This window comes from Brevundimonas albigilva (genome assembly GCF_023503965.1).
GTDB classification, from domain to species: Bacteria; Pseudomonadota; Alphaproteobacteria; order Caulobacterales; family Caulobacteraceae; genus Brevundimonas; species Brevundimonas albigilva.
Genome location: NZ_CP097298.1, coordinates 1,083,236 through 1,101,822, shown reverse-complemented (window position 1 = coordinate 1,101,822; position 18,587 = coordinate 1,083,236). Strand labels below are relative to the sequence as shown.

Sequence of the window (18,587 nt, the reverse complement as noted above, 5' to 3'; positions counted from 1 at the left end):
CCTTACTGGCTGACGCCCTTTTCGGCGCGCGCGCCGATCAGCTGGGCCTTGGCCTGCAGATAGTCGTCCTGCGACACGACCTGGGCGATGGCGTTGAAGCGTTCGACCTCCAGGCCCGAACCCTGCACGGCGGCGGTCAGCTGGGCGCTCTGTTCGGGCGTGGCCCGGCCGTTCTCGACCTCGGCGGTGACCGCGCGGATCTGGGTCATGGCGGTGACGTAGCGGGTCAGCTCGTCATCGGTGACGCTGGCGGCGGGGGTGCCCGGCGCGGGCGGCGCGGTGTTCAGCACGGCGATGCGGGCCGCCAGTTCGGGGTCGGCGGAAACGGCGGTGGAGATGGCGTTGAAGCGCGTCACCTCCAGGCCCGAACCCTGGATGGCCGCCGCCATCTGGGCCTGCTGCTCCGGCGTCGGCTGGGCGCCGTTCAGGGTGTCGCTGACCGCGCGGACCTGGGCCATGGCGTCGTCGAACTTCTTCAGTTCCTGATCGGTGAAGCCGCCGGGGGCGGGGGTCATGGCGGCGCCGGGCGCGGCGGGAGACGCGGCCGGAGAGGCGGCCGGGGCCGGCGCGGGGGCGTCCTGGGCCTGGGCGGCGCCGGCGGCGACCAGCAGAGAGGCGGAAGCGAGAAGGGCGAGACGGGGGGCGCGCATGGGCGTGTCCTTTTCGGTCTAGCATCCACAGGGCGTCCGACGGACGCCGACGACGCAATCACGTCGTCGCTCCCCGCAGGATGTGGAGCCTTGGATGAACGAAAGAGGGCGGGGAACCCTTCTAACGTAGTTGGCCGAGACGAAATGGCAACGCCGGCGCTCTGGAGGGCGGATCACCTATGCGTTAGATCAGGGTGATCTTTTCCCGGGGTTGCCTTGCATGAAACGTCTCGCCCTCGCCGTCCTGGCGTCCGCCGCCGTGATCGTCGCCGTGGCGGCGCCGGCCGTCACCGTGACCGCCTGGGGCAATACGGGCCACCGGCTGATCGGGGTGGCGGCCATGCGCGCCCTGCCGGACGACCTGCCCGGCTTCCTGCGGACGCCCGGCGCCGTCGCCGACGTGGGCGAGCTGGCGCGCGAGCCCGACCGCTGGAAGGGTGCCGGCCAGCCGCATGACCGCGAGCGCGACACCGCCCACTTCGTCGACATGGACGACCAGGGTCGGGTGATGGACCAACGCGGCATGACCCTGGCCGAACTGCCCCGGCTGAAGTCCGAATACGACGCCGCACTGGCCAAGGCCGGGTTGGATGTGAACGACGCCGGCTGGCTGCCCTACGCCATGATGGACGCCTGGCAGAACCTGGAGCGCGACTTCGCCTACTGGCGCGTGCTGACCGCCGCCGAGGCGCGTGAGACCGACCTGGAGCGCCAGGCCTGGTACCGCGCCGACCGTCTTCGCCGCGAAGCCTTGATCCTGCGCGACATCGGCGTGATGGGCCACTACGTCGGCGACGGCTCCCAGCCGCATCACACCAGCATCCACTACAACGGCTGGGGCGATTATCCGAACCCGGAAGGCTCACCAACTCGCGCCGCACCCATGCGGTGTTCGAGGGCGAGTTCACCAGCCGGGTCGCGCGCCTGGACGCGGTGGAGGCGGCCATGCCGGCGGCGAACCTGGACGGCTTCGACGTCCGCGCCCGCACCACGGCCTATCTGACCACCACCCTGGGCACGGTTGTTCCCTTCTACCGCCTGGAGAAGGCCGGCGCCTTCGCCGAGGCCGACCCGCGCGGCGGCGCCTTCGTGACCGAGCGCCTGGCCGCCGGCGCGGCCGAACTGCGCGACTGGATCACCGCCGCCTGGCGCGCCTCGGCGTCGTCCTCGATCGGCTGGCCCGCCGTCAAGGTCGCCGAGGTCGAGGCCGGAACGGTCGATCCCTGGCTGTCGATGGTCGGCGAGGACTGACCCTGGTGGCCGGCCGCGCCGCCCTGCTGCGCCTCCACTGGCCGCTGGCGGCGCTGCTGGCCGTCGCCGTCTCCAGTCCGCTGTGGCCCGTGGGCGGCGACCTGCTGATGCGCTGGCGCTGGGGTGGGACGCGGGCGTGGCGGTCTTTCTGGCGGGGACGCTCGTCCACGTCGGGCGCCACAACACCGCCGCCCAAATCCGGGCGCGAGCGGCGTCGCTGGACCAGGCCGGGCCCGCCATCCTGCCGCTGGCGCTGCTCTCCGCCGGGGCCAGCCTGGCGGTGGTGGCCGGCGAGGGGGTCCGTTCCGGCGGCGCGGCGGGCGCGGCGCTGGCCCTTGCGACGGTGGCGCTGTCGTGGACCTTCGTTCAGGTGATCTTCGCCCTTCACTACGCGCACCGCTTCTACAGCGCCGATGCGAAGGGCGGGGATCGGAAAGGGCTGATGTTTCCCGGCGAACGGACGCCGGACTACTGGGATTTCCTGCACTTCGCCGTCATCATCGGCGTGGCCAACCAGACCGCCGACGTCCAGATCGCCGAGCGCGGGCTGCGGCGGCTGTCGACCCTGCACAGTCTGACGGCCTTCGTCTTCAACACCGTCATCCTGGCCCTGGCGGTCAATCTGGCGGTCAGCCTGCTCAGCGGATCGTCGTCGGCCGGATAGGCCGCCGCGCTAGGGGCGCGGGCCCTGATCGTCCACCTTCTCGGTGATGAAGTGGCGGCCCTGGCGGTCTTCGATCTCGACGACCCACAGGTCCGGATCGTAGCCGCGCTGGCGGGCGATGTAGGCGTCCAGCTCGCTCTCGCTGTCGCTGACGACCGGCTGGATCCACAGCCGGTCGCCGTCGGCGCCGAAGGCTTCGGTGAACAGGCGCGCGGTGCGGGCCGAGGTGTCGTAGGCCTTGACGATGACCGAGCCGGCGCGGTCGTCGCCCTTCTTCACCACGGTGGCGAAGGCGCCGCCGATCTCGGCGCGGCGGATCAGGGCGCTTACCCAAAGGTCGCTGTTCAGAAGCAATTCGCTAACCCTGCTCGGAAACGGAACCCACAGCAGGCGGCGCTAGGGTCGGGGCATGAGGATAGGCCTTTCCCCGCGCGGCGCCAGCCGCCTGATCGCCAGGATTCTGGTCGGCGCGCTGGCCGCGGCCGCGCCGGTCGCGGCCCAGGCCGCGCCGCAGGACCGCTATTACGAGCGCAGCTTCGTGCTGGCGGCCAACCAGCGCTGCGGCCTGTTCCAGCCCCAGGTCTCGGCCGCCCTGAACGCCGCCGCCTGGCAGGCGCGGGGCGCCGCCCTGCGCGCCGGCGCCAACGAGCGCGAACTGTCCGAGACCGCCCGTCGCGCCCGCGCGCGCGCCGCCTCGACCCCGTGCGATTCCGGCGACCTGAAACTGGTCGGCGGACGGGTCCAGCACGCCTTCGCCGGCTGGTCGCGCACCGCGCGCATGACCTTTCCGGGCGATCGGTCCGACTGGGTCGCCAACCGCGGCGCCTACGCCCGCCCGACCTGGCGGCTGATGCAGCAGTCCTCGGTCGGCGCCTCGCCGGTGCGGCTGGGCGTCGTAGGCGGCATGGACCGGGCGGACGTCATGACGGCGGTGGTGTCCTGGCACGGGCGGCCCCGTCCGACGGGCGCGCGCATCGTGCTGCGCGACGCCGCGGTGGCGCCCCAGCCCTGGCTGGCCCGCGACCTGCCGCCCGAGGTCCAGCGCAAGGCCGTCTGGGCCTCCAGCGTCGTCGCCGCCGAGACCGGTCTGCTGCCCGAGGGGCGCGAGGCGGGTCAGGCCTGGCGCTTCCCCGCCGCGGCCGCCGACGCCATCGGCCGGCTGGACCCGCGCGAGGCGGTGGCGGTGGAGTTCGTCTTCCGCGACGGCAGCGTGGCCCGTTCGGTGTTCGAGGCGGGCGACTTCGCCGCCGGCCGCGCCTTCCTGGCGATGGGGCCGGTGTAATTCTCCCTCCCCTTCATAGGGAGGATGATCGAGCCGAAGGCGAGACCGGGTGGGGCGGGGTCAGTCGGTTCGGGCGTTCGGCAGGCGCACGCTGATGGCCGTGCCCTCGCCCAGGGTGCTGTCGATCACGGTGCGGCCGCCGTGCAGTTCGGTCAGGGATCGCACCAGCGACAGCCCCAGGCCCGTCCCCTGCGCCCGCTGGTCGGCGCCGCCGGCCTGTTCGAACGGGCGGCCCAGCCGCTGCAGGTCCTCCGGCGCGATGCCGACGCCCGTGTCGGCCACCGACAGCTCCACCGCGTCGTCCAGCCCCTCCAAGGTGACCGTGACCGATCCGCCCGCGGGCGTGAACTTCACCGCATTGGACATCAGGTTCAGGGCGATCTGCTTGACCGCGCGCCGGTCGGCGACGACGGGCAGCGGCGCCTCGGGCAGGACGCCGGCCAGTTCCACCCCCTTGTCGGCCGCCTGCAGCCGCATCAGGGCGATGGCTTCCGACACCGGATCGCGGGCGTCGAACTCCTCAAGCGCCAGCTGGTAACGGGCGGCGTCGATCTTGGACAGGTCCAGCACGTCGTTGATCAGCGCCAGCAGGTGGCCGCCCGCCTGATGGATGGACTCGGCGTAGTCGGCGTATCGCTCGGGCAGGGGGCCGAACAGGCCCTGGCGCATGATGTCGGAAAAGCCGATCACGGCGTTCAGCGGCGTGCGCAGTTCGTGGCTCATGGTCGCCAGAAAGCGGGTCTTGCCGGCGTTCTGGGCTTCGGCCTCGGCGCGGGCGGCCTCCAGGCGCAGCTCGCGGGCGTATTGGGCGGCGGCGTCGAACGCCTGGGCGGCCAGGCGTGGCGGATCGCCGGGAAGGCGGCGCAGCACCAGGCCGACCCGCCGGTCCAGCGCCTGGCGCGGGGCGAACACCACCTCCGCGTCCTGGCCGCCGGCGGCGCGGGCCAGGGCGGCGGCGACGGCGGGCCGGTCCGGGCCGTGGACGGCCGCCACCAGCCCCTGTTCGACCAGGTCGCGCACCGACAGGGCGGGCGGCGCGGCGCCGTAGGCGGCCAGCACCCGGCCGTCGGCCTCGATCATCAGGGCCAGGCTGGGCTGGCCGTGCAGGAAGGCCTGGGTCTCGGCGGCGGCGGCCAGGGCCTGCCTCTCGCGCTCGGCGCGCGCGCCCGGCGATGCGCACCGCCGTGGCCAGGGCGACCAGCGACAGCAGCACCGACAGGGCGGTCAGCGCCGCCATCGGCGGCTGGGGCGGGTTCAGGCCGTTGGAGATCAGTCCGCACACCACCGCCAGGGCCGAGGCCAATCCGCCGACGTGCGTCAGCCGGTCCTCGCCGAAACGCGGATGGTCCAGCGCGATCCCCGCCGCCAGCGGCAGGGCGACCAGGCCGGGCGCGGCCCCGCCGACCCCGCCGGTCAGGCCGGCCGCCGCCCCCGTGGCCAGGGCCCAGAAGCACAGCAGGCCCAGCCGCACGGGCGGATCGTCGCGCCACATCAGCAGCAGGCCCGCCACCCCCGGCGCGGCCATGATCAGCAGGGCCGCCGGCGTCGCGCCTTCCGCCACGGGCTGGGCCCACTGGCTCAGCATGGCCAGAAGCGCCGACCCCACCGCCCAGGCCGCGTGCCACAGGGCCAGGGCCTGGGGCCCCGTCAGCCATCCGCCCCCGCGCGCGCGGGCGGCGCGGGCCTGAAGGTCGGTGGAAGGGCTGGCGACGTGGGTCAATCAGGAATCCGGCGCATGAGGTTCGGCCAGATTACGCCTGCGGGTGCGGCGAGGCGAGGGCGCTCGCCCGTGGGGCGACCACCCTGGGGTGCGGCCGGGGCGGAAAGCTGGGGATGGCCGGCCCGGTTGTCGTTAACGCGCGCCCGGCCTATCTGGCCCGGATGACCCAGAGCGCCCGCACCGTGCCGACCGATTCGCTGGATCAGGTCCTGTCCGATCTGGCTGAGGACTTCGACCTGCTGGGCGACTGGGAACAGCGGATCGAATACGTCATCGAACTGGGCAAGGGGCTGGCCCCCCTGCCCGAGGCCGCGCGGACCGAGGCCAACAAGGTGCCGGGCTGCGCCGCCCAGGTGTGGCTGGCCGCCACGCGCGATCAGGACCGGCTGTGGTTTGACGCCGATTCCGACAGCGCCCTGTCCAAGGGCAACATCGCCCTGCTGTTGAAACTCTATTCCGGCCGCACGCCCGCCGAGATCCTCGCCTTCGACGCCCGCGCCGCCCTGGACCGGCTAGGGCTGCCGTCCGCCCTGACGCGCCAGCGCGCCAACGGCCTGAACAGCATGGTCGGCCGCATCAGAGAGGCGGCGCTGGCGGGGTGAGGCGGCGATTAGACGGGCCGATTTCGATCCGTCGCGCGGGCCGCCCCCAAGCGTACCCGGTCACGCCCCCGCTGATGGCCCCTAGCAACCCGAGCCAATGACCGTGCGACACCTGCGTTAGAGCCAGGAGCAGTAAAGGAATGATAGCGCCAGCTGCCGCGCCGATCACGCTGTAGGCATTTTGGTTCTCCCACCCTAGCCGCCTAAGCAGCGCGGCGACTGGCAACCCAATGATAGTCGCCGAGACCAACACGATAAGAAGCGATACCAGGAAGGGCAGGACAATCAGGCTGGTCGCTTGCCACGGCCCGTAGGCGCCCTGCACCACCTCCGGAAGCATCATCGTTGCTAGCCCAATGGTGAAAAGCGAGGGGAGAGCCGCGCCTGCAAGCGCGCCGAGGAAAACTGCCTTCGCGAACCGTCGCATGTCCTAGCTAGATCACGGCGCTCCGGCCGCGGCAAGGCGGTGTTGCGTGCGGGCAGGCAGCACCTTGGCGGGGTGACCCGGCGTTGAAACCAGTGTGAAGGTCTGCGAGGCTGACGTCGCGCATCCGCCGGAGGACGCCTTGGACCTGCTCAAGATCCTGCGCTCCTTCGAGGAGTTCATCTTCGAGGCCACCAGCTGGCTGATCTTCTATCCGATGACGCTGTGGCGCGTGGTGCGCGATCCGCTGGCGGCCATGGAATATTCGGATCGCGAGCAGGGCGATCCCGAAGAGCGCCGCTACGACGACGCCCTCAGCCCGCCGTTGTTCCTGCTGGCGACCCTGGTGCTGGTCAACCTGGTCGCCCTGGCGGCCCATGTGCCGCCCCCGCCCGAAGCCTCCGAGGCGATGAAGGCGGTGGCGGCGTCGCCGCAGAATCTGATCCTGTTCCGCTCGCTGGCGTTCAGCCTGATCCCCCTGGTCGCCGCCGCCAGCCTGCTGCACCGGCAGGGGCGACGGATCAGCCGCGAAACCCTGCGCGCGCCCTTCTACGCCCAGTGCTACCTGGCGGCCCTGTGCGCCGCCAGCGTCTCGATCGGCACGGTGGTCTTCCAGAGGCCGGAACTGCCCAACGCCGTGGGCGCCGCCATCATCGCCGGCGGCTTCCTCTGGTTCCAGGCGGTCCAGACCGCCTGGTTCCGCAGGCGGCTGGCCGTCGGCTGGGTGAAGGCCGCCCTGCTGGGCCTGTGGGCGACGGTCCGGGCGCTGGCCTATCTGCTGGCGCTGCTGATCCCGATCGCGATGCTGTAGGCGTCAGTTGTAGGGGTTCATCTCCCGCACCTGGCCGGACGCCGAAACCGTGCACAGCGACCGGTATGAGCCCGTCGCCATGGTCAGTTCGAACTCGCCCCGGCCCAGGTCGCGCACGCCGATCGGCACGCTGGAGCCGTAGGGGCGGTTCTGGAACTCATCGGCGCGACGCGCGCAGGCCTGGCGGGCGGCGTCCGGGGCGCCCCGCACCCAGCTGCTGTTGGAATGGCGACGGTTGCTCGCCTCGGCCTCGCCCGCCAGATAGCCCTCGTGATAGCCCTCGGTCTCGTGACGATCGTCATAGTCGGCGCCGTAGAGGGCCGCCTGGTAGCCGCGCTCATATTCGCTGTCGTGCTGATCGCTGCGATCGTGGCGGCGGCTGTTGTGGGCGGCCAGGGCGGCGGCCAGGCCGACCAGGGCGACGCCCGCGACGACCGCGCCCGTGTTGGAACCGGAAGAGCGGCCGGACCCGCACTCGCCTCGTCCCGCCTGGTTGATCGAGGCGTAGCGGCCGTCGCGGGTCATGATGGCGACGCACTCGTCGCCGCGCCGCCAATAGGTCAGGCGGCCGCCCGCCACCACCTCCGATCGGTCCGTGGCCTGGTATCCGCGTCGGTTCAGCTCCGCCTCGGCCTGTCCCGCGCGGGCGTCGACCAGGTCGCTGAGCGCCGACGGGGTCTGGGCGACCGCGGGCAGGGCGGCGCACAAGGTGACGGCGGCGACGCCGGCGGTGAGGAAGCGCGAAGGCATGGCGAAGGCTCCGGGGCCGGTCCGGCCCCAGCGACCGGTCCTCAGGCGAACGCCGGCCAGCCTATTTGGTTTCGCAAAGCATTGTTAGGCTTCATCCTTCACCCCTCCGATCCCGTAATGCTCGGCCAGGGCCTGAAGGCCCTGCTTCAGCAGCGTCTTGCCCTGGCGGCGGCGCAGGCCCAGGCCCGTCTCGGCCAGCTTCAGGCTGTCGCCGTGGACGCAGATGCGGCTGACGATGGGGCGCAGGCGCGGGCCGACGGCGGTCAGGGCCTGGTCCACCCGGCGCGCCGCCGACAGGACCCGCTCGCCCGGCTCGATCCGCGCGGCCGTGCCCGAGGCGGCCCGGGGCAGGGCGTCCCAGCGCATGGTCAGCGAGGCGCCGCCCGCCGCCCGTTCGGCGTCCTGGCGCAGCCGCTCGCCGGCGGCCGCCTCGGCCGGGGTCAGCCACGGCCGCCCGGCCGCATCCTTCCTGCGGGCCAGCCAGGCGACGGGGCTTTCGCCCAGATTGGCGGGCAGGGACGCCAACCGGCCGTCGGCCTGGATCACCGCGCGCGTCCCCGCGATCACGCCGGGACGCCCCGGCGGGGGCGGGGCGGCGTCCGCTTCACCGGCGGGGCGCGCCGTCCAGCCGCCCTCGGGCCGGGCGCGCAGGCCGGGCCGATCGACCAGGGCGAGGAACTCGGCCTCGGTCAGGCTCAGATTGACCCGCGCGCGCCGGTCCGGCCCCAGCCGCAGGCCGTAGCCGGCGCCCTCCACGCCCAGCCAGGCGCCCGGCCGCGCCAGCAGGCGGCGCGCCCGCTCCACCGCGCGGCTCATTGCGCCAGCTCGCAGCGCGGGGCCTGGTAGAGCGCCTGGATGCAGGTCTCCAGTTCGTTCAGCAGGTCGTCGATGGCCAGGCTGTCGCGCGCGTCCTCGGCCCAGCGACAGGCCGCGCCCGCCGTCGCCCGGTTCAGGCCGAACACATGACCGACCCTCTCCAGCGTCCAGCCGAAGGCGACGTGCGACAGGTACATGGCCAGCCAGCGCGCCTTGGACGTGCGCGGATCCAGCCGCCCGCCGCCGATCATCCGGTCCGGTCGCGCCCCCGTGCGCGCCGCCACCAGATGCATGGCCACCCCGGCCCGCACCCGGTCCTCGGCGCTGACCGGCACCCTGTATTCCTCCATCGCAAAACGCCTCCGTCTCGAACATCCAGGGCGCCATCTTACCGGGGCCGGCGCCTGTAATAGGAAAATCATCCTATCTCGCGTCAATATCGGACGTGGAGCCTTGCGTGACTTGGGGTTGCGATCGGGGCGAAAGGCGGCCTGGGCGGCGGGGGTTCGAAATCATGGTTAATAAATTTCGAATCGTTGACTCGCGACTCTCGACGCCGATTCGCAAATCAGCCTAGGATTCGACTCAATCGGATGGCGTTAACCCTTCTTAAGGTTTTCCTATCTTAACCTGCGAACAAGGTTACCCGGCCGTTGGTGCGGGTGCTTAACGTCAAGCTTTGCCTGGAGGGGCACGAATGCGCGTCCTGTTGATTGAAGACGATCACGCGACGGCCCAGAGCATCGAGTTGATGCTGAAGTCGGAAGGCTTCAATGTCTACACGACCGATCTCGGCGAAGAAGGCATCGATCTGGGCAAGATCTACGACTACGACCTGATCCTGCTTGATCTGAACCTGCCGGACATGAGCGGCCTGGAGGTCCTGCGCCAGCTTCGGAACGGCAAGATCAACACCCCGGTCATGATCCTGTCGGGCAGCCACGAGATCGAGACCAAGGTCAAGACCTTCGGCGGCGGCGCCGACGACTATCTGACCAAGCCCTTCCACAAGGACGAGCTGATCGCCCGCACTCACGCCGTGGTCCGTCGCTCCAAGGGCCATGCCCAGGCGATCATCCACACCGGCGACATCGCCGTGAACCTGGACGCCAAGACGGTCGAGGTGAACGGGCACCGCGTGCACCTGACGGGCAAGGAATACCAGATGCTGGAGCTGCTCTCGCTCCGCAAGGGCACGACCCTGACCAAGGAAATGTTCCTGAACCACCTGTACGGCGGCATGGACGAGCCCGAGCTGAAGATCATCGACGTCTTCATCTGCAAGCTGCGCAAGAAGCTGGCCACCGCCGCCGACGGCAAGCATTACATCGAAACCGTCTGGGGCCGCGGCTACGTCCTGCGCGACCCGGCCGAGGGCTCGGCCAGCGCCGCCGCCTGATCCATCCGGGTCGAGACCACGAAGCGCCCGCCGGAAACGGCGGGCGTTTTCCTTTCCGCCGTCAGCGGTAGAGCCAGTCCGGCGGCAATCCCAGGCGGACACACGCCCGCGCGGGCGGCGCGTCGCGCAGCGGCAGCCGATCGGCGCGCGGGCGGCGGCGCGCACCGCGCCCGCCTGCCAGCCGTTCAGTCCGTGGCGCGCCTCCAGCCCCACGATCCGCGCGACCGGCGCAGGCGTCAGGTCCACGGCGGCCCGGATCAGCAGGTGCTGCAGCGGGCGGCCAAGGCGGGGCAGGGCCGGCGCGCGCCGCATGATGTCCAGGAATTCGAACACCACGGGCGAGGCGCTCAGGCGCGGCGTCATGGCCGCCAGCTGCGCCTGCCATTCGGCCTGCGATGTCGGGGCGCCGGTCGCGCCATACAGCCGGGCGGCCGGCGCGGCCTCGGCCCAGGCGCGGTCCCGCTCGGCCGGGCTCAGCGGGCGCACGAAGCGGTGATAGGCCTCGCCGAAGCCGTAGCCGGCGGTCGCCTGCACCCAGTCCAGAAGATCGGTGTCGTCGGCGGCGTAGGCGCGGCCGTCGTCGGCCTGGCCGGTGACGCGGGCGTGGCGGCGGTTGACGCCCGCGATCATCGCCTCGGCCTGGGACCGGGCGGCGTACACGGTGACCATGGCGGCCAGGCCGGTGCGTTGCAGGCGCGGAACCGGATCGGTGCGGAAGCTGGTGTGGTCCCAGACCCCGGCCCGCACGCGCGGCTCGGCCAGTTCCAGGATCACCGCCGCCACGCCGCCGATGAACAGGCTGACCGGGTTCTTGAACACCTGCCAGGAGACGGAGTCGGCCGGAACCAGCGCCGGTTCGCCAGCCGGCTGGGCGAAGTCGATCTCGGGCAGGCCTGCGGGCCGCAGGAAGGCGCCGGCGGCGGCCTCCACGCGGCGCTGGATCGGAGAGGGCAGGGCCAGGGCGGTCATGACGCCAAAGCGGGCGGGGGCGGCGGGCGGTTCCCGCTCCCTTAGGCGCCGAACCCCTGGACCAAGGCCGCCGCCATCGGGTTCGGCCGGCCGAAACTGTCGAACGGCAGGGGCTTGTCCTTGCCGTCGTCCTTCTCGCCCTGGCGGTACCAGCTGTCGGTGTCGCGCAGGCCCCAGACGGTGAAGGCGTAGCGCTGGGCCTCCGGCAGGGCGGCGAAGGCGGCGGCCAGTTCCGTCACCCGCGCCGTCTGGCGCGCGATCCGTTCGGACTGGGACCGCAGGTCCAGCCGCTTGTCGGTGCGCAGGGTGCAGTCCAGTTCGGACACGTGGAGCGGCAGGCCGAACCCCGCGACCTCGCCCATGAGGCGGGCGATGGCGCCCTCCTCGACGTCGATCCACAGGTGCGACTGCAGGCCCAGGCCGGTCAGCGGACAGCCCGCCTTCAGCAGCCGCTCGACCAGCCGCAGGAACTGCGCGCCCTTGGCCGGGATGCTTTCCTGGTTGTATTCGTTCAGGAACAGGACCGCCTCGGGGTCCGCCTCCCGCGCCTTCTCGAACGCCCGCAGGATGTAGCCGTCGTGGCCGTAGCGGGCCGACCAGTGGCAGTCGCGCAGGCCCGAACCGTCGTCCAGGATCGGCTCGTTGACCACGTCCCAGCCCCGCGCCCGGCCGCGATACCGGCCGGCGACCGAGGCGATATAGCCGTCGAAGGCGCGGTCGAAGGCGGCGCCGCTCAGTCCCGCGAACGCCTGCTCGCCCTGGGCGTACCAGATCAGGGCGTGGCCGTGCAGGGCCATGCCGTTGGCGGCGGCGAAGGCGGCGATGCGGTCGGACCGGTCGAAGTTCGGGCGCTTCAGGCCGTCGGCCAGGACGTATTCCATCTTCATCTCCCACTCGGGCGTCAGCTGGGAGACCTGCGTACGCGCCAGGGCGACCCAGTCGGGATCGTCCAGCAGATAGGCCTTCACCGCCGCGCCGAACGGGGCGGGGCAGGCGGACTTCAGCGGGGGGATTGCCACCGGCGCCGGCTCGGCCGAGGCGAACCGGTCGCAGGCGGCGAGGGCGAAGGTCGAGGCCAGAACGGTGCGGCGGTCGATCACAGGCTTTCTCCCTCCCCGTCCCGGGGAGGGTGGTCGCGCAGCGACCGGGTGGGGGCGGCCCGACGATGCGGGATGAACGGAGAACGCGGCGCGCGGCCCTCCCCACCCGGCTTCGCCTGGCGGCTCAGCCACCCTCCCCCGCAGGGGGAGGGAGAAATCGTGCGCCTACACCGCACGCCTTCTCAGGCCCATTTCGTCGAACGCCGCCGTCTCGCGCTTGGCCCGGGCGACCAGCCTCTCCAGCCGCGTCGCCTCGGCGACGTGCTCGAACTTCTTCAGCGCCTCGAAGGCGCCGGTCAGGGCGTCGCGGGCGCCGGCCTCTTCGGCCTCGATCTCGGTCAGGGCGCCCTCGGCGGCGGCGCGGCGGTTCTTCCAGCCGGCCAGATAGGCGCCCAGCATCATGCCGGCCTCGGCGTCGGCGCGGGCGCGGGCGCGTTCGCCCTCGGCCTCGGCGTCCAGCACGGCCAGCTTCATCTCGGCGCCGCCGCGGCGTTCGGCGATCTCGGCCAGGCGCTTCTGCAGCGTCTCGACCTCGTAGTTGGAGATTCGGATCAGGGATTGGGCCCAGGCGGTCATGTGTACTTACTCCCTGATCATGCCTTGGTTCAGGATTGCCTCCAGCCGGGTAAAGGAATCGGTAAGACGCGTGACGTCGTCCTTGTCCTGTCCCAGGAAATCCTCCAGCGCCGGGTTCAGCGCTATGGCGCGGTCGACGATGGGGTCGGCGCCGGCGCGATAGGCGCCGATCTTGATCAGCTCTTCCATGTTCGCATAGGCGCTCAGGCACTGGCGGGCGCGCTTGTTCAACTCGCGCTCGGGCGGCGTCTGACAACCCGGCAGGGTGCGGCTGACCGACTTCAGCACGTCGATGGCGGGAAAGCGCCCGCGCTCGGCGATCTTGCGGTCCATGACGATGTGGCCGTCCAGGATGCCGCGCACCGCGTCGGCGATCGGCTCGTCATGGTCGCCGCCGTCCACCAGCACGGTGAACAGGGCGGTGATCGGCCCGGCCGTCGTGCCGTCCGGCCGGATCGGCCCCGGCCCGGCCCGTTCCAGCAGCTTGGGCAGTTCGGTGGTGAAGACGGTGGGGGTGTAGCCCTTGGTCGTCGGCGGCTCGCCCGCCGCCAGGCCGATCTCGCGCTGGGCCATGGCGAAGCGGGTGACGCTGTCCATCAGGCACAGGACCTCCAGGTCCTGGTCGCGGAAGAACTCGGCCACGGCCATGGTCATATAGGCGGCCTGGCGCCGTTTCAGCGCCGGCTCGTCCGAGGTGGCGACCACCACCACGGCGCGTTTCAGCCCCTCTTCGCCCAGGGTCTCCTCGATGAACTCGCGCACCTCGCGGCCGCGTTCGCCGATCAGGCCGACCACCACCACGTCGCAGGTCGCCTGGCGCGCCAGCATCGACAGCAGCACCGACTTGCCCACGCCGGACCCGGCGAAGATGCCCAAGCGCTGGCCCCGGCAGGTGGTGGTGAAGACGTCCATCGAGCGCACGCCCAGATCCAGCCGTTCGCCCACCCGGCCGCGCGAATGGGCCGGCGGGGGCGGGGCCTTCAGCGGATAGGGCGCCGGCCCTGGGGCAGCGGACCCTTGCCGTCGATCGGTTCGCCGAAGGCGTCGACGATCCGGCCCAGCCAGGCGGTGGTGGGGCGCACGCTGGCGGCGGCGTCGATGATCTTGATGTCGGCGCCGGGGGCCACGCCCTCGACCGGGCCGAAGGGCATCAGCAGCGCCTTGGCGTCGCGGAAGCCCACGACCTCGGCGGGCAGGGGGGCGTGGCCGCGCCGGCCGATCTCGGCCCGGGCGCCGACGGCCAGGCGCGACAGGCCGCCGCGCGACTCGATCAGCAGGCCGTTCACGCCCGCGACCTTGCCGGTCACGACCAGCGGATCGATCGCTTCGACGGCGGCGACGAGATTGCGCAAACGGGACCCCACAACAGCCCCCGAGCGTTTGCGCCATCGTGGTTAATGCGCCGTGAAGATCGGCGCGGCCGACCGCGGGTACGCACATTCACCTGCAACCTGGGCGAGAAACGATTTGTCAAGGATTGGGTGCGACCATCCGTCGCTCATCATCCAACGGTCTGGGGAGGCCAGGATGTTCTCACGGCGTCGCGTACCGGGTCCCAACGACGGCCGGCTGGCCGATCTGGAAGGCAAGATGGCCGCCATCGAGCGGTCGCAGGCGGTGATCGAATTCAATCTCGACGGCACGATCATCGACGCCAACACCAATCTGCTGTCGACCCTGGGCTATACGCTGGACGAGATCCGCGGCGGCCACCACCGGATGTTCATGGACCCGGCCGAGGCGGCCTCGCCCGACTACGCCGCCTTCTGGCGCGAGCTGAACGAGGGGCGCTTCCTGGCCCGCAAGTTCCGCCGCCTGGCCAAGGGCGGGCGCGAGGTCTGGCTGCAGGCCTCCTACAATCCCGTGTTCGGCCCGGACGGACGCCCGACCAAGGTCATCAAGCTGGCCGTCGACATCACCGAGGCCGAGCAGCAGGCGGCGCGCAACGAGGCGGACCGCCTGGCCGCCGAACAGGCCCAGAGCTCCCTGGTGGAGGCCCTGGCCGGGGTGCTGGATCGACTGTCCCACGGCGACCTGACCGCGCGCATCGACCAGCCGATGGCCGGCGCCCACCAGCGCATCAAGGACGACTACAACGGCGCGGTCGACAGTCTGCGCCAGGCGCTGGACCAGGTGCTGCAGGCGGTCGCGGCCCTGCGCGGCGGGGCCGACGAAATCTCCAGCGCGTCGGACGACCTGTCGCGCCGCACCGAACAGCAGGCCGCCTCCCTGGAGGAAACGGCTGCGGCCCTGGACCAGATCACCGCCACGGTGGGCCGCAGCGCCGAGGGCGCGCGCCAGGCCTCGGCCGCCGCCGCCGGCGCGCGCCAGCAGGCCGATCGCTCCGGCGAGGTGGTGCGCCAGGCCGTGGCGGCGATGGACGGCGTGCGCCGGACGTCGGGCCAGATCGGCGAAATCATCGGCGTGATCGACGAGATCGCCTTCCAGACCAATCTTCTGGCCCTGAACGCGGGGGTCGAGGCGGCCCGCGCGGGCGAGGCCGGACGCGGCTTCGCCGTGGTGGCGTCCGAGGTCCGGGCCCTGGCCCAGCGCTCGGCCGAGGCGGCCAAGGAGATCAAGGCCCTGATCGGCGCCTCCACGACCGCCGTGGCCGACGGCGTTCGACTGGTCGACGAAACGGGGGCGGCGCTTCAGGACATCGTCGTCAAGGTGGCCGAGATGGACGCCCTGGTGTCCGAGATCGCCGCCTCGGCCCAGGAGCAGGCGACGGGCCTGGCCCAGGTCAACACCGCGGTCAACTAGATGGACCAGGTCACCCAGCAGAATGCGGCGATGGTCGAACAGACCACCGCCGCCTGCGCCAATCTGAAGGCCGAGGCCAGCCAGCTGGCCGATCAGGTCGGCCGGTTCCAGACGGGCGCGGCCGAGACGGCGCCCGTTCCGCGGCCGTCGCGCGAACCCGCCCGTCTTCGGGCCGTGGCCGGGGGCCGCGCCGCCGCCGCCGCGACATCCGACTGGGAAGAGTTCTAGGGCCCGATCGCCGGTCGTCGCCGGTCACTCCGGCAGGGCGGGCGGCGCCCGACGCGTGGTCAGGACCGCGCCGGCCGAGGCGGCGACGATGGCGGCGATGGCCAGGGCCTGCTGGCCGCTGAGATGTTCGTGCAGCAGCACCAGGCCGGCCAGGGCGCCGACCGCCGGCTCGGCGCTGAGCAGCACGCCGAAGGTCCGCCTGGGGATGTGGCGCATGGCGTACAGGTCCAGCGAATAGGGGATGGCGCTGGAGGCCACCGCCACGGCCAGTCCCGCCAGCAGGATCGACGGCGACAGCAGGGCCGCGCCGGCGTGCGCCACCCCGAACGGCAGCACGACCAGGGCCGCCACGCTCATCCCCATCGCCACCGACGGGCCAGGATGGATGTGCGACAGCCGCTTGCCGAAGACGATGTAGAGCGCCCAGAACACCCCGGCTACGGCCGCCAGGGCCACGCCGGTCGGGTCCAGCGCCTGGCCGGCGCCGGACAGGGGCAACAGCAGGCCCAGGCCCAGCACCGCCAGCCCCACCCAGACGAAATGGATCAGCTTGCGCGAAGAGATCAGCGCCAGGCTGAGGGGCCCGGCGAATTCGATGGCGAAGGCCACGCCCAGGGGGATGGTCTTCAAAGACAGGTAGAAGCACAGGTTCAGCCCGCCGATCGCCGCGCCGTAGAGCGCCAGGCCGACCAGGTCCGCGCGGCTGAAGCGCAGCCGCCAGGGCCGCCACACCGCCAGCAGCAGGATCGCCGCCAGGCCGACGCGATAGGCGGTGGCGCCCTCGGCCCCCACGGCCGGGAACAGACCCTTGGCGAAGGTGGTGCCGATGCTGAGCGACAGCATGCCGACGACCAGGGCGACATAGGGCAGGACGGGGGCGGGCGGGGACTGGCGCAGGGGCAGGGCGGTCATGCCCCGACAGGTAGCGGAATCCCGCTTGCGCTTCCCGGCGATTTCCGCTTCGTCAGCGACTGATTTCGTCACGAAAGGTCGCGAAATGACGGGTTTCGTCACCCTGGACGCGTTCGACCACCGGCTGATCGAACGGGTCCGCCGCAACAACCTGGAGCCGGCGCGGGTGACGGCCGAGGCGGTCGGCCTGTCGGAATCGGCGGTGCTGCGTCGCCTGCGCCGTTTGCGGGCCCAGGGCGTCATCGTCGCCGACGTGGCGGTGATCGACCCCGCGCGGGTCGAGCCGCGCATCGTGCTGCACGTCCAGGTCGAGATGAACACCCAGGAGCGCAAGACGGCCGAGGCCTTCAAACGCGCCCTCAAGGCCAGCCCGGAGATCCAGGCCGCCTGGGACGTGACCGGAGAGACCGACTATCTGCTGACCGTGGCCGTCCCCTCGATGGAGGATTACGAGGCCTTCTGCCTGCGCGAACTGACGACCGAGGCGGGGGTGCGGTCGTTCCAGAGCATGATCGTGATCCGCGAAGTGGTCGGCTTCGACCCCGCGCGCCGCGCCTTGCGGCGCTGAGCCCGGCTGAAAGGGCCGCGCAGAAATCATCGACGGCGCGCTCTTGCGCGTTACATCCAGGGCTTATCTGTATAGGCCGCCCAGATCACGGAGACCCGACCATGTCCGACTTCAGCTACGACGCCTCCCGCCACCTGAAGAAGGGGCGCGGCAAGGTCTATGAGTCCATCGTCGACACCCTGGGCGACACGCCCGTCGTTCGCCTGCCCAAGCTGTCGGCCGAATACGGCGCCAAGGCGACGGTCCTGGCCAAGCTGGAGTTCTTCAATCCCATCGCCTCGGTCAAGGACCGGATCGGCGTGGCCATGGTCGAGGCGCTGGAACAGGCGGGCAGGATCGACAAGGACACGGTCCTGATCGAGCCGACCAGCGGCAACACCGGCATCGCCCTGGCCTTCGTGGCCGCCGCCAAGGGGCTGAAGCTGATCCTGTGCATGCCCGAGAGCATGTCGATCGAACGCCGCAAGATGCTGGCCCTGCTGGGCGCGCAGCTGGAGCTGACCCCGGCCGAGAAGGGCATGAAGGGCGCCATCGCCCGCGCGGACGAGCTTCTGGCCTCGACGCCGAACGCCGTCAGCCCGTCGCAGTTCGAGAACCTGGCCAATCCGGCGATCCACCGGGTCACCACCGCCGAGGAGATCTGGAACGACACCGACGGCGCGGTCGACATCGTGGTGGCCGGCGTCGGCACCGGCGGCACCATCTCGGGCGTCGGCCAGGCGCTGAAGGCCAGGAAGCCCTCGGTCAGGATGATCGCGGTGGAGCCCGAGGCCTCTCCGGTCCTGTCGGGCGGCCAGCCCGGCCCGCACAAGATCCAGGGCATCGGCGCGGGCTTCGTGCCCGCCATCTACGACGCCTCGGTGGTGGACGGGGTGGAGCAGGTCTCCAACGACGACAGCTTCGACATGGCCCGCAAGGTCGCCCGCGTCGAAGGCATCCCCGTCGGCATCAGTTCGGGCGCGGCCCTGACCGCCGCCTTCCGCCTGGCGGCGCGGGAAGAGAACGCCGGCAAGACCATCGTGGTCATCATCCCCTCCTTCGCCGAACGCTATCTGTCGACCGCCCTGTTCGAGGGGCTCTGATCGCCCTTCTTCCGCTCTCA

19 protein-coding genes and 3 pseudogenes are annotated in these 18,587 nt (G+C 71.6%); 11 read left to right on the top strand and 11 right to left on the bottom strand.

Annotation, left to right across the window (positions count from 1 at the left end):
* Nucleotides 1-2: 2 nt before the first annotated feature.
* Nucleotides 3-650, bottom strand: a complete 648-nt coding sequence (locus MU852_RS05775) for a DUF4168 domain-containing protein (protein WP_249751391.1) — start codon at nt 648-650, stop codon at nt 3-5.
* Between the two features lie 220 nt (nt 651-870).
* Here MU852_RS05775 and MU852_RS05770 point away from each other — a divergent pair.
* Nucleotides 871-1,901: pseudogene (locus tag MU852_RS05770) on the top strand (phospholipase C/P1 nuclease family protein).
* A gap of 136 nt (nt 1,902-2,037) precedes the next feature.
* On the top strand, nt 2,038-2,565 hold the full coding sequence (locus tag MU852_RS05765; RefSeq protein WP_249751390.1) for a DUF1345 domain-containing protein: 528 nt from the start codon (nt 2,038-2,040) through the stop codon (nt 2,563-2,565).
* 9 nt (nt 2,566-2,574) lie between these two features.
* On the opposite strand, the gene MU852_RS05760 is transcribed toward MU852_RS05765, so the two are convergent.
* Entirely contained in the window at nt 2,575-2,919 is a 345-nt protein-coding gene (locus MU852_RS05760) for a DUF1491 family protein (RefSeq protein WP_249751389.1), read from the bottom strand.
* Between the two features lie 55 nt (nt 2,920-2,974).
* Between MU852_RS05760 and MU852_RS05755 the strand changes: the two genes are divergently transcribed.
* On the top strand, nt 2,975-3,847 hold the full coding sequence (locus tag MU852_RS05755; protein ID WP_249751388.1) for a hypothetical protein: 873 nt from the start codon (nt 2,975-2,977) through the stop codon (nt 3,845-3,847).
* 60 nt (nt 3,848-3,907) lie between these two features.
* Here MU852_RS05755 and MU852_RS05750 read toward each other — a convergent pair whose 3' ends face one another.
* Nucleotides 3,908-4,927, bottom strand: coding sequence for a sensor histidine kinase (locus tag MU852_RS05750; RefSeq protein WP_249751387.1), 1,020 nt, complete (start codon nt 4,925-4,927; stop codon nt 3,908-3,910).
* Between the two features lie 92 nt (nt 4,928-5,019).
* Between MU852_RS05750 and MU852_RS05745 the strand changes: the two genes are divergently transcribed.
* The 3 genes from MU852_RS05745 to MU852_RS05735 all read left to right on the top strand — a co-directional run bounded on the left by MU852_RS05745 (nt 5,020) and on the right by MU852_RS05735 (nt 7,404).
* Entirely contained in the window at nt 5,020-5,535 is a 516-nt protein-coding gene (locus MU852_RS05745) for a hypothetical protein (protein ID WP_249751386.1), read from the top strand.
* A 193-nt stretch (nt 5,536-5,728) separates the two neighbouring features.
* The gene (locus MU852_RS05740; RefSeq protein ID WP_249751872.1) at nt 5,729-6,169 is read left to right on the top strand and encodes a SufE family protein; all 441 of its coding nucleotides are present in this window, start codon (nt 5,729-5,731) and stop codon (nt 6,167-6,169) included.
* Nucleotides 6,170-6,735: 566 nt separating this feature from the next.
* The gene (locus MU852_RS05735; protein WP_249751385.1) at nt 6,736-7,404 is read left to right on the top strand and encodes a hypothetical protein; all 669 of its coding nucleotides are present in this window, start codon (nt 6,736-6,738) and stop codon (nt 7,402-7,404) included.
* A gap of 3 nt (nt 7,405-7,407) precedes the next feature.
* On the opposite strand, the gene MU852_RS05730 is transcribed toward MU852_RS05735, so the two are convergent.
* From MU852_RS05730 to MU852_RS05720, 3 genes are all read right to left on the bottom strand, one after another.
* The gene (locus MU852_RS05730; RefSeq protein WP_249751384.1) at nt 7,408-8,154 is read right to left on the bottom strand and encodes a hypothetical protein; all 747 of its coding nucleotides are present in this window, start codon (nt 8,152-8,154) and stop codon (nt 7,408-7,410) included.
* Nucleotides 8,155-8,238: 84 nt separating this feature from the next.
* Nucleotides 8,239-8,970 carry a DUF6456 domain-containing protein gene (locus tag MU852_RS05725; protein ID WP_249751383.1) on the bottom strand — a complete coding sequence of 244 codons (732 nt, stop codon included), beginning with the start codon at nt 8,968-8,970 and terminating at the stop codon, nt 8,239-8,241.
* Nucleotides 8,967-9,305, bottom strand: coding sequence for a chromosomal replication initiator DnaA (locus MU852_RS05720; RefSeq protein ID WP_249751382.1), 339 nt, complete (start codon nt 9,303-9,305; stop codon nt 8,967-8,969). The genes MU852_RS05725 and MU852_RS05720 overlap by 4 nt, the downstream gene beginning before the upstream one ends.
* A 362-nt stretch (nt 9,306-9,667) precedes the next feature.
* Here MU852_RS05720 and ctrA point away from each other — a divergent pair, with 362 nt between their 5' ends.
* Nucleotides 9,668-10,369, top strand: coding sequence for a response regulator transcription factor CtrA (ctrA, locus tag MU852_RS05715; RefSeq protein WP_249751381.1), 702 nt, complete (start codon nt 9,668-9,670; stop codon nt 10,367-10,369).
* A 252-nt stretch (nt 10,370-10,621) separates the two neighbouring features.
* Here ctrA and MU852_RS05710 read toward each other — a convergent pair.
* The 4 genes and pseudogenes from MU852_RS05710 to fliI all read right to left on the bottom strand — a co-directional run.
* A pseudogene (locus MU852_RS05710) lies at nt 10,622-11,338 on the bottom strand (oxygenase MpaB family protein); the annotation flags it as partial.
* Between the two features lie 41 nt (nt 11,339-11,379).
* Nucleotides 11,380-12,438: an endo-1,4-beta-xylanase gene (locus MU852_RS05705; protein WP_249751380.1), complete on the bottom strand. Its 1,059-nt coding sequence runs from the start codon at nt 12,436-12,438 to the stop codon at nt 11,380-11,382.
* A 165-nt stretch (nt 12,439-12,603) separates the two neighbouring features.
* Nucleotides 12,604-13,014 carry a flagellar export protein FliJ gene (locus MU852_RS05700; RefSeq protein ID WP_249751379.1) on the bottom strand — a complete coding sequence of 137 codons (411 nt, stop codon included), beginning with the start codon at nt 13,012-13,014 and terminating at the stop codon, nt 12,604-12,606.
* Between the two features lie 6 nt (nt 13,015-13,020).
* Nucleotides 13,021-14,366 (bottom strand): annotated as a pseudogene (gene fliI / locus MU852_RS05695) (flagellar protein export ATPase FliI).
* A 175-nt stretch (nt 14,367-14,541) separates the two neighbouring features.
* On the opposite strand from fliI, the gene MU852_RS05690 reads away from it, so the two are divergent.
* Together MU852_RS05690 and MU852_RS17775 are read left to right on the top strand one after the other, a co-directional pair.
* Nucleotides 14,542-15,777, top strand: coding sequence for a methyl-accepting chemotaxis protein (locus MU852_RS05690; protein WP_347342352.1), 1,236 nt, complete (start codon nt 14,542-14,544; stop codon nt 15,775-15,777).
* Nucleotides 15,778-16,005: a hypothetical protein gene (locus MU852_RS17775; RefSeq protein ID WP_347342351.1), complete on the top strand. Its 228-nt coding sequence runs from the start codon at nt 15,778-15,780 to the stop codon at nt 16,003-16,005.
* A gap of 24 nt (nt 16,006-16,029) precedes the next feature.
* Here MU852_RS17775 and MU852_RS05685 read toward each other — a convergent pair whose 3' ends face one another.
* A complete protein-coding gene (locus MU852_RS05685) occupies nt 16,030-16,917 on the bottom strand; it encodes an EamA family transporter (protein ID WP_249751378.1) in 888 nt (295 codons plus the stop codon).
* A gap of 85 nt (nt 16,918-17,002) precedes the next feature.
* Between MU852_RS05685 and MU852_RS05680 the strand changes: the two genes are divergently transcribed.
* Nucleotides 17,003-17,485, top strand: coding sequence for an Lrp/AsnC family transcriptional regulator (locus MU852_RS05680; protein WP_249751377.1), 483 nt, complete (start codon nt 17,003-17,005; stop codon nt 17,483-17,485).
* A gap of 101 nt (nt 17,486-17,586) precedes the next feature.
* Entirely contained in the window at nt 17,587-18,567 is a 981-nt protein-coding gene (gene cysK / locus MU852_RS05675; protein ID WP_249751376.1) for a cysteine synthase A, read from the top strand.
* Nucleotides 18,568-18,587: the final 20 nt, after the last annotated feature.

Coding starts and splice junctions, on each gene's coding strand:
- cysK (WP_249751376.1), top strand. CDS start 17,587: ATGTCCGACTTCAGCTACGACGCCTCCCGCCACCTGAAGAAGGGGCGC.
- MU852_RS05730 (WP_249751384.1), bottom strand. CDS start 8,154: ATGCCTTCGCGCTTCCTCACCGCCGGCGTCGCCGCCGTCACCTTGTGC.
- MU852_RS05775 (WP_249751391.1), bottom strand. CDS start 650: ATGCGCGCCCCCCGTCTCGCCCTTCTCGCTTCCGCCTCTCTGCTGGTC.
- MU852_RS05745 (WP_249751386.1), top strand. CDS start 5,020: ATGCGCACCGCCGTGGCCAGGGCGACCAGCGACAGCAGCACCGACAGG.
- MU852_RS05740 (WP_249751872.1), top strand. CDS start 5,729: ATGACCCAGAGCGCCCGCACCGTGCCGACCGATTCGCTGGATCAGGTC.
- ctrA (WP_249751381.1), top strand. CDS start 9,668: ATGCGCGTCCTGTTGATTGAAGACGATCACGCGACGGCCCAGAGCATC.
- MU852_RS05700 (WP_249751379.1), bottom strand. CDS start 13,014: ATGACCGCCTGGGCCCAATCCCTGATCCGAATCTCCAACTACGAGGTC.
- MU852_RS05750 (WP_249751387.1), bottom strand. CDS start 4,927: ATGATCGAGGCCGACGGCCGGGTGCTGGCCGCCTACGGCGCCGCGCCG.
- MU852_RS05725 (WP_249751383.1), bottom strand. CDS start 8,970: ATGAGCCGCGCGGTGGAGCGGGCGCGCCGCCTGCTGGCGCGGCCGGGC.
- MU852_RS05755 (WP_249751388.1), top strand. CDS start 2,975: ATGAGGATAGGCCTTTCCCCGCGCGGCGCCAGCCGCCTGATCGCCAGG.
- MU852_RS05685 (WP_249751378.1), bottom strand. CDS start 16,917: ATGACCGCCCTGCCCCTGCGCCAGTCCCCGCCCGCCCCCGTCCTGCCC.
- MU852_RS05690 (WP_347342352.1), top strand. CDS start 14,542: ATGTTCTCACGGCGTCGCGTACCGGGTCCCAACGACGGCCGGCTGGCC.
- MU852_RS17775 (WP_347342351.1), top strand. CDS start 15,778: ATGGACCAGGTCACCCAGCAGAATGCGGCGATGGTCGAACAGACCACC.
- MU852_RS05680 (WP_249751377.1), top strand. CDS start 17,003: ATGACGGGTTTCGTCACCCTGGACGCGTTCGACCACCGGCTGATCGAA.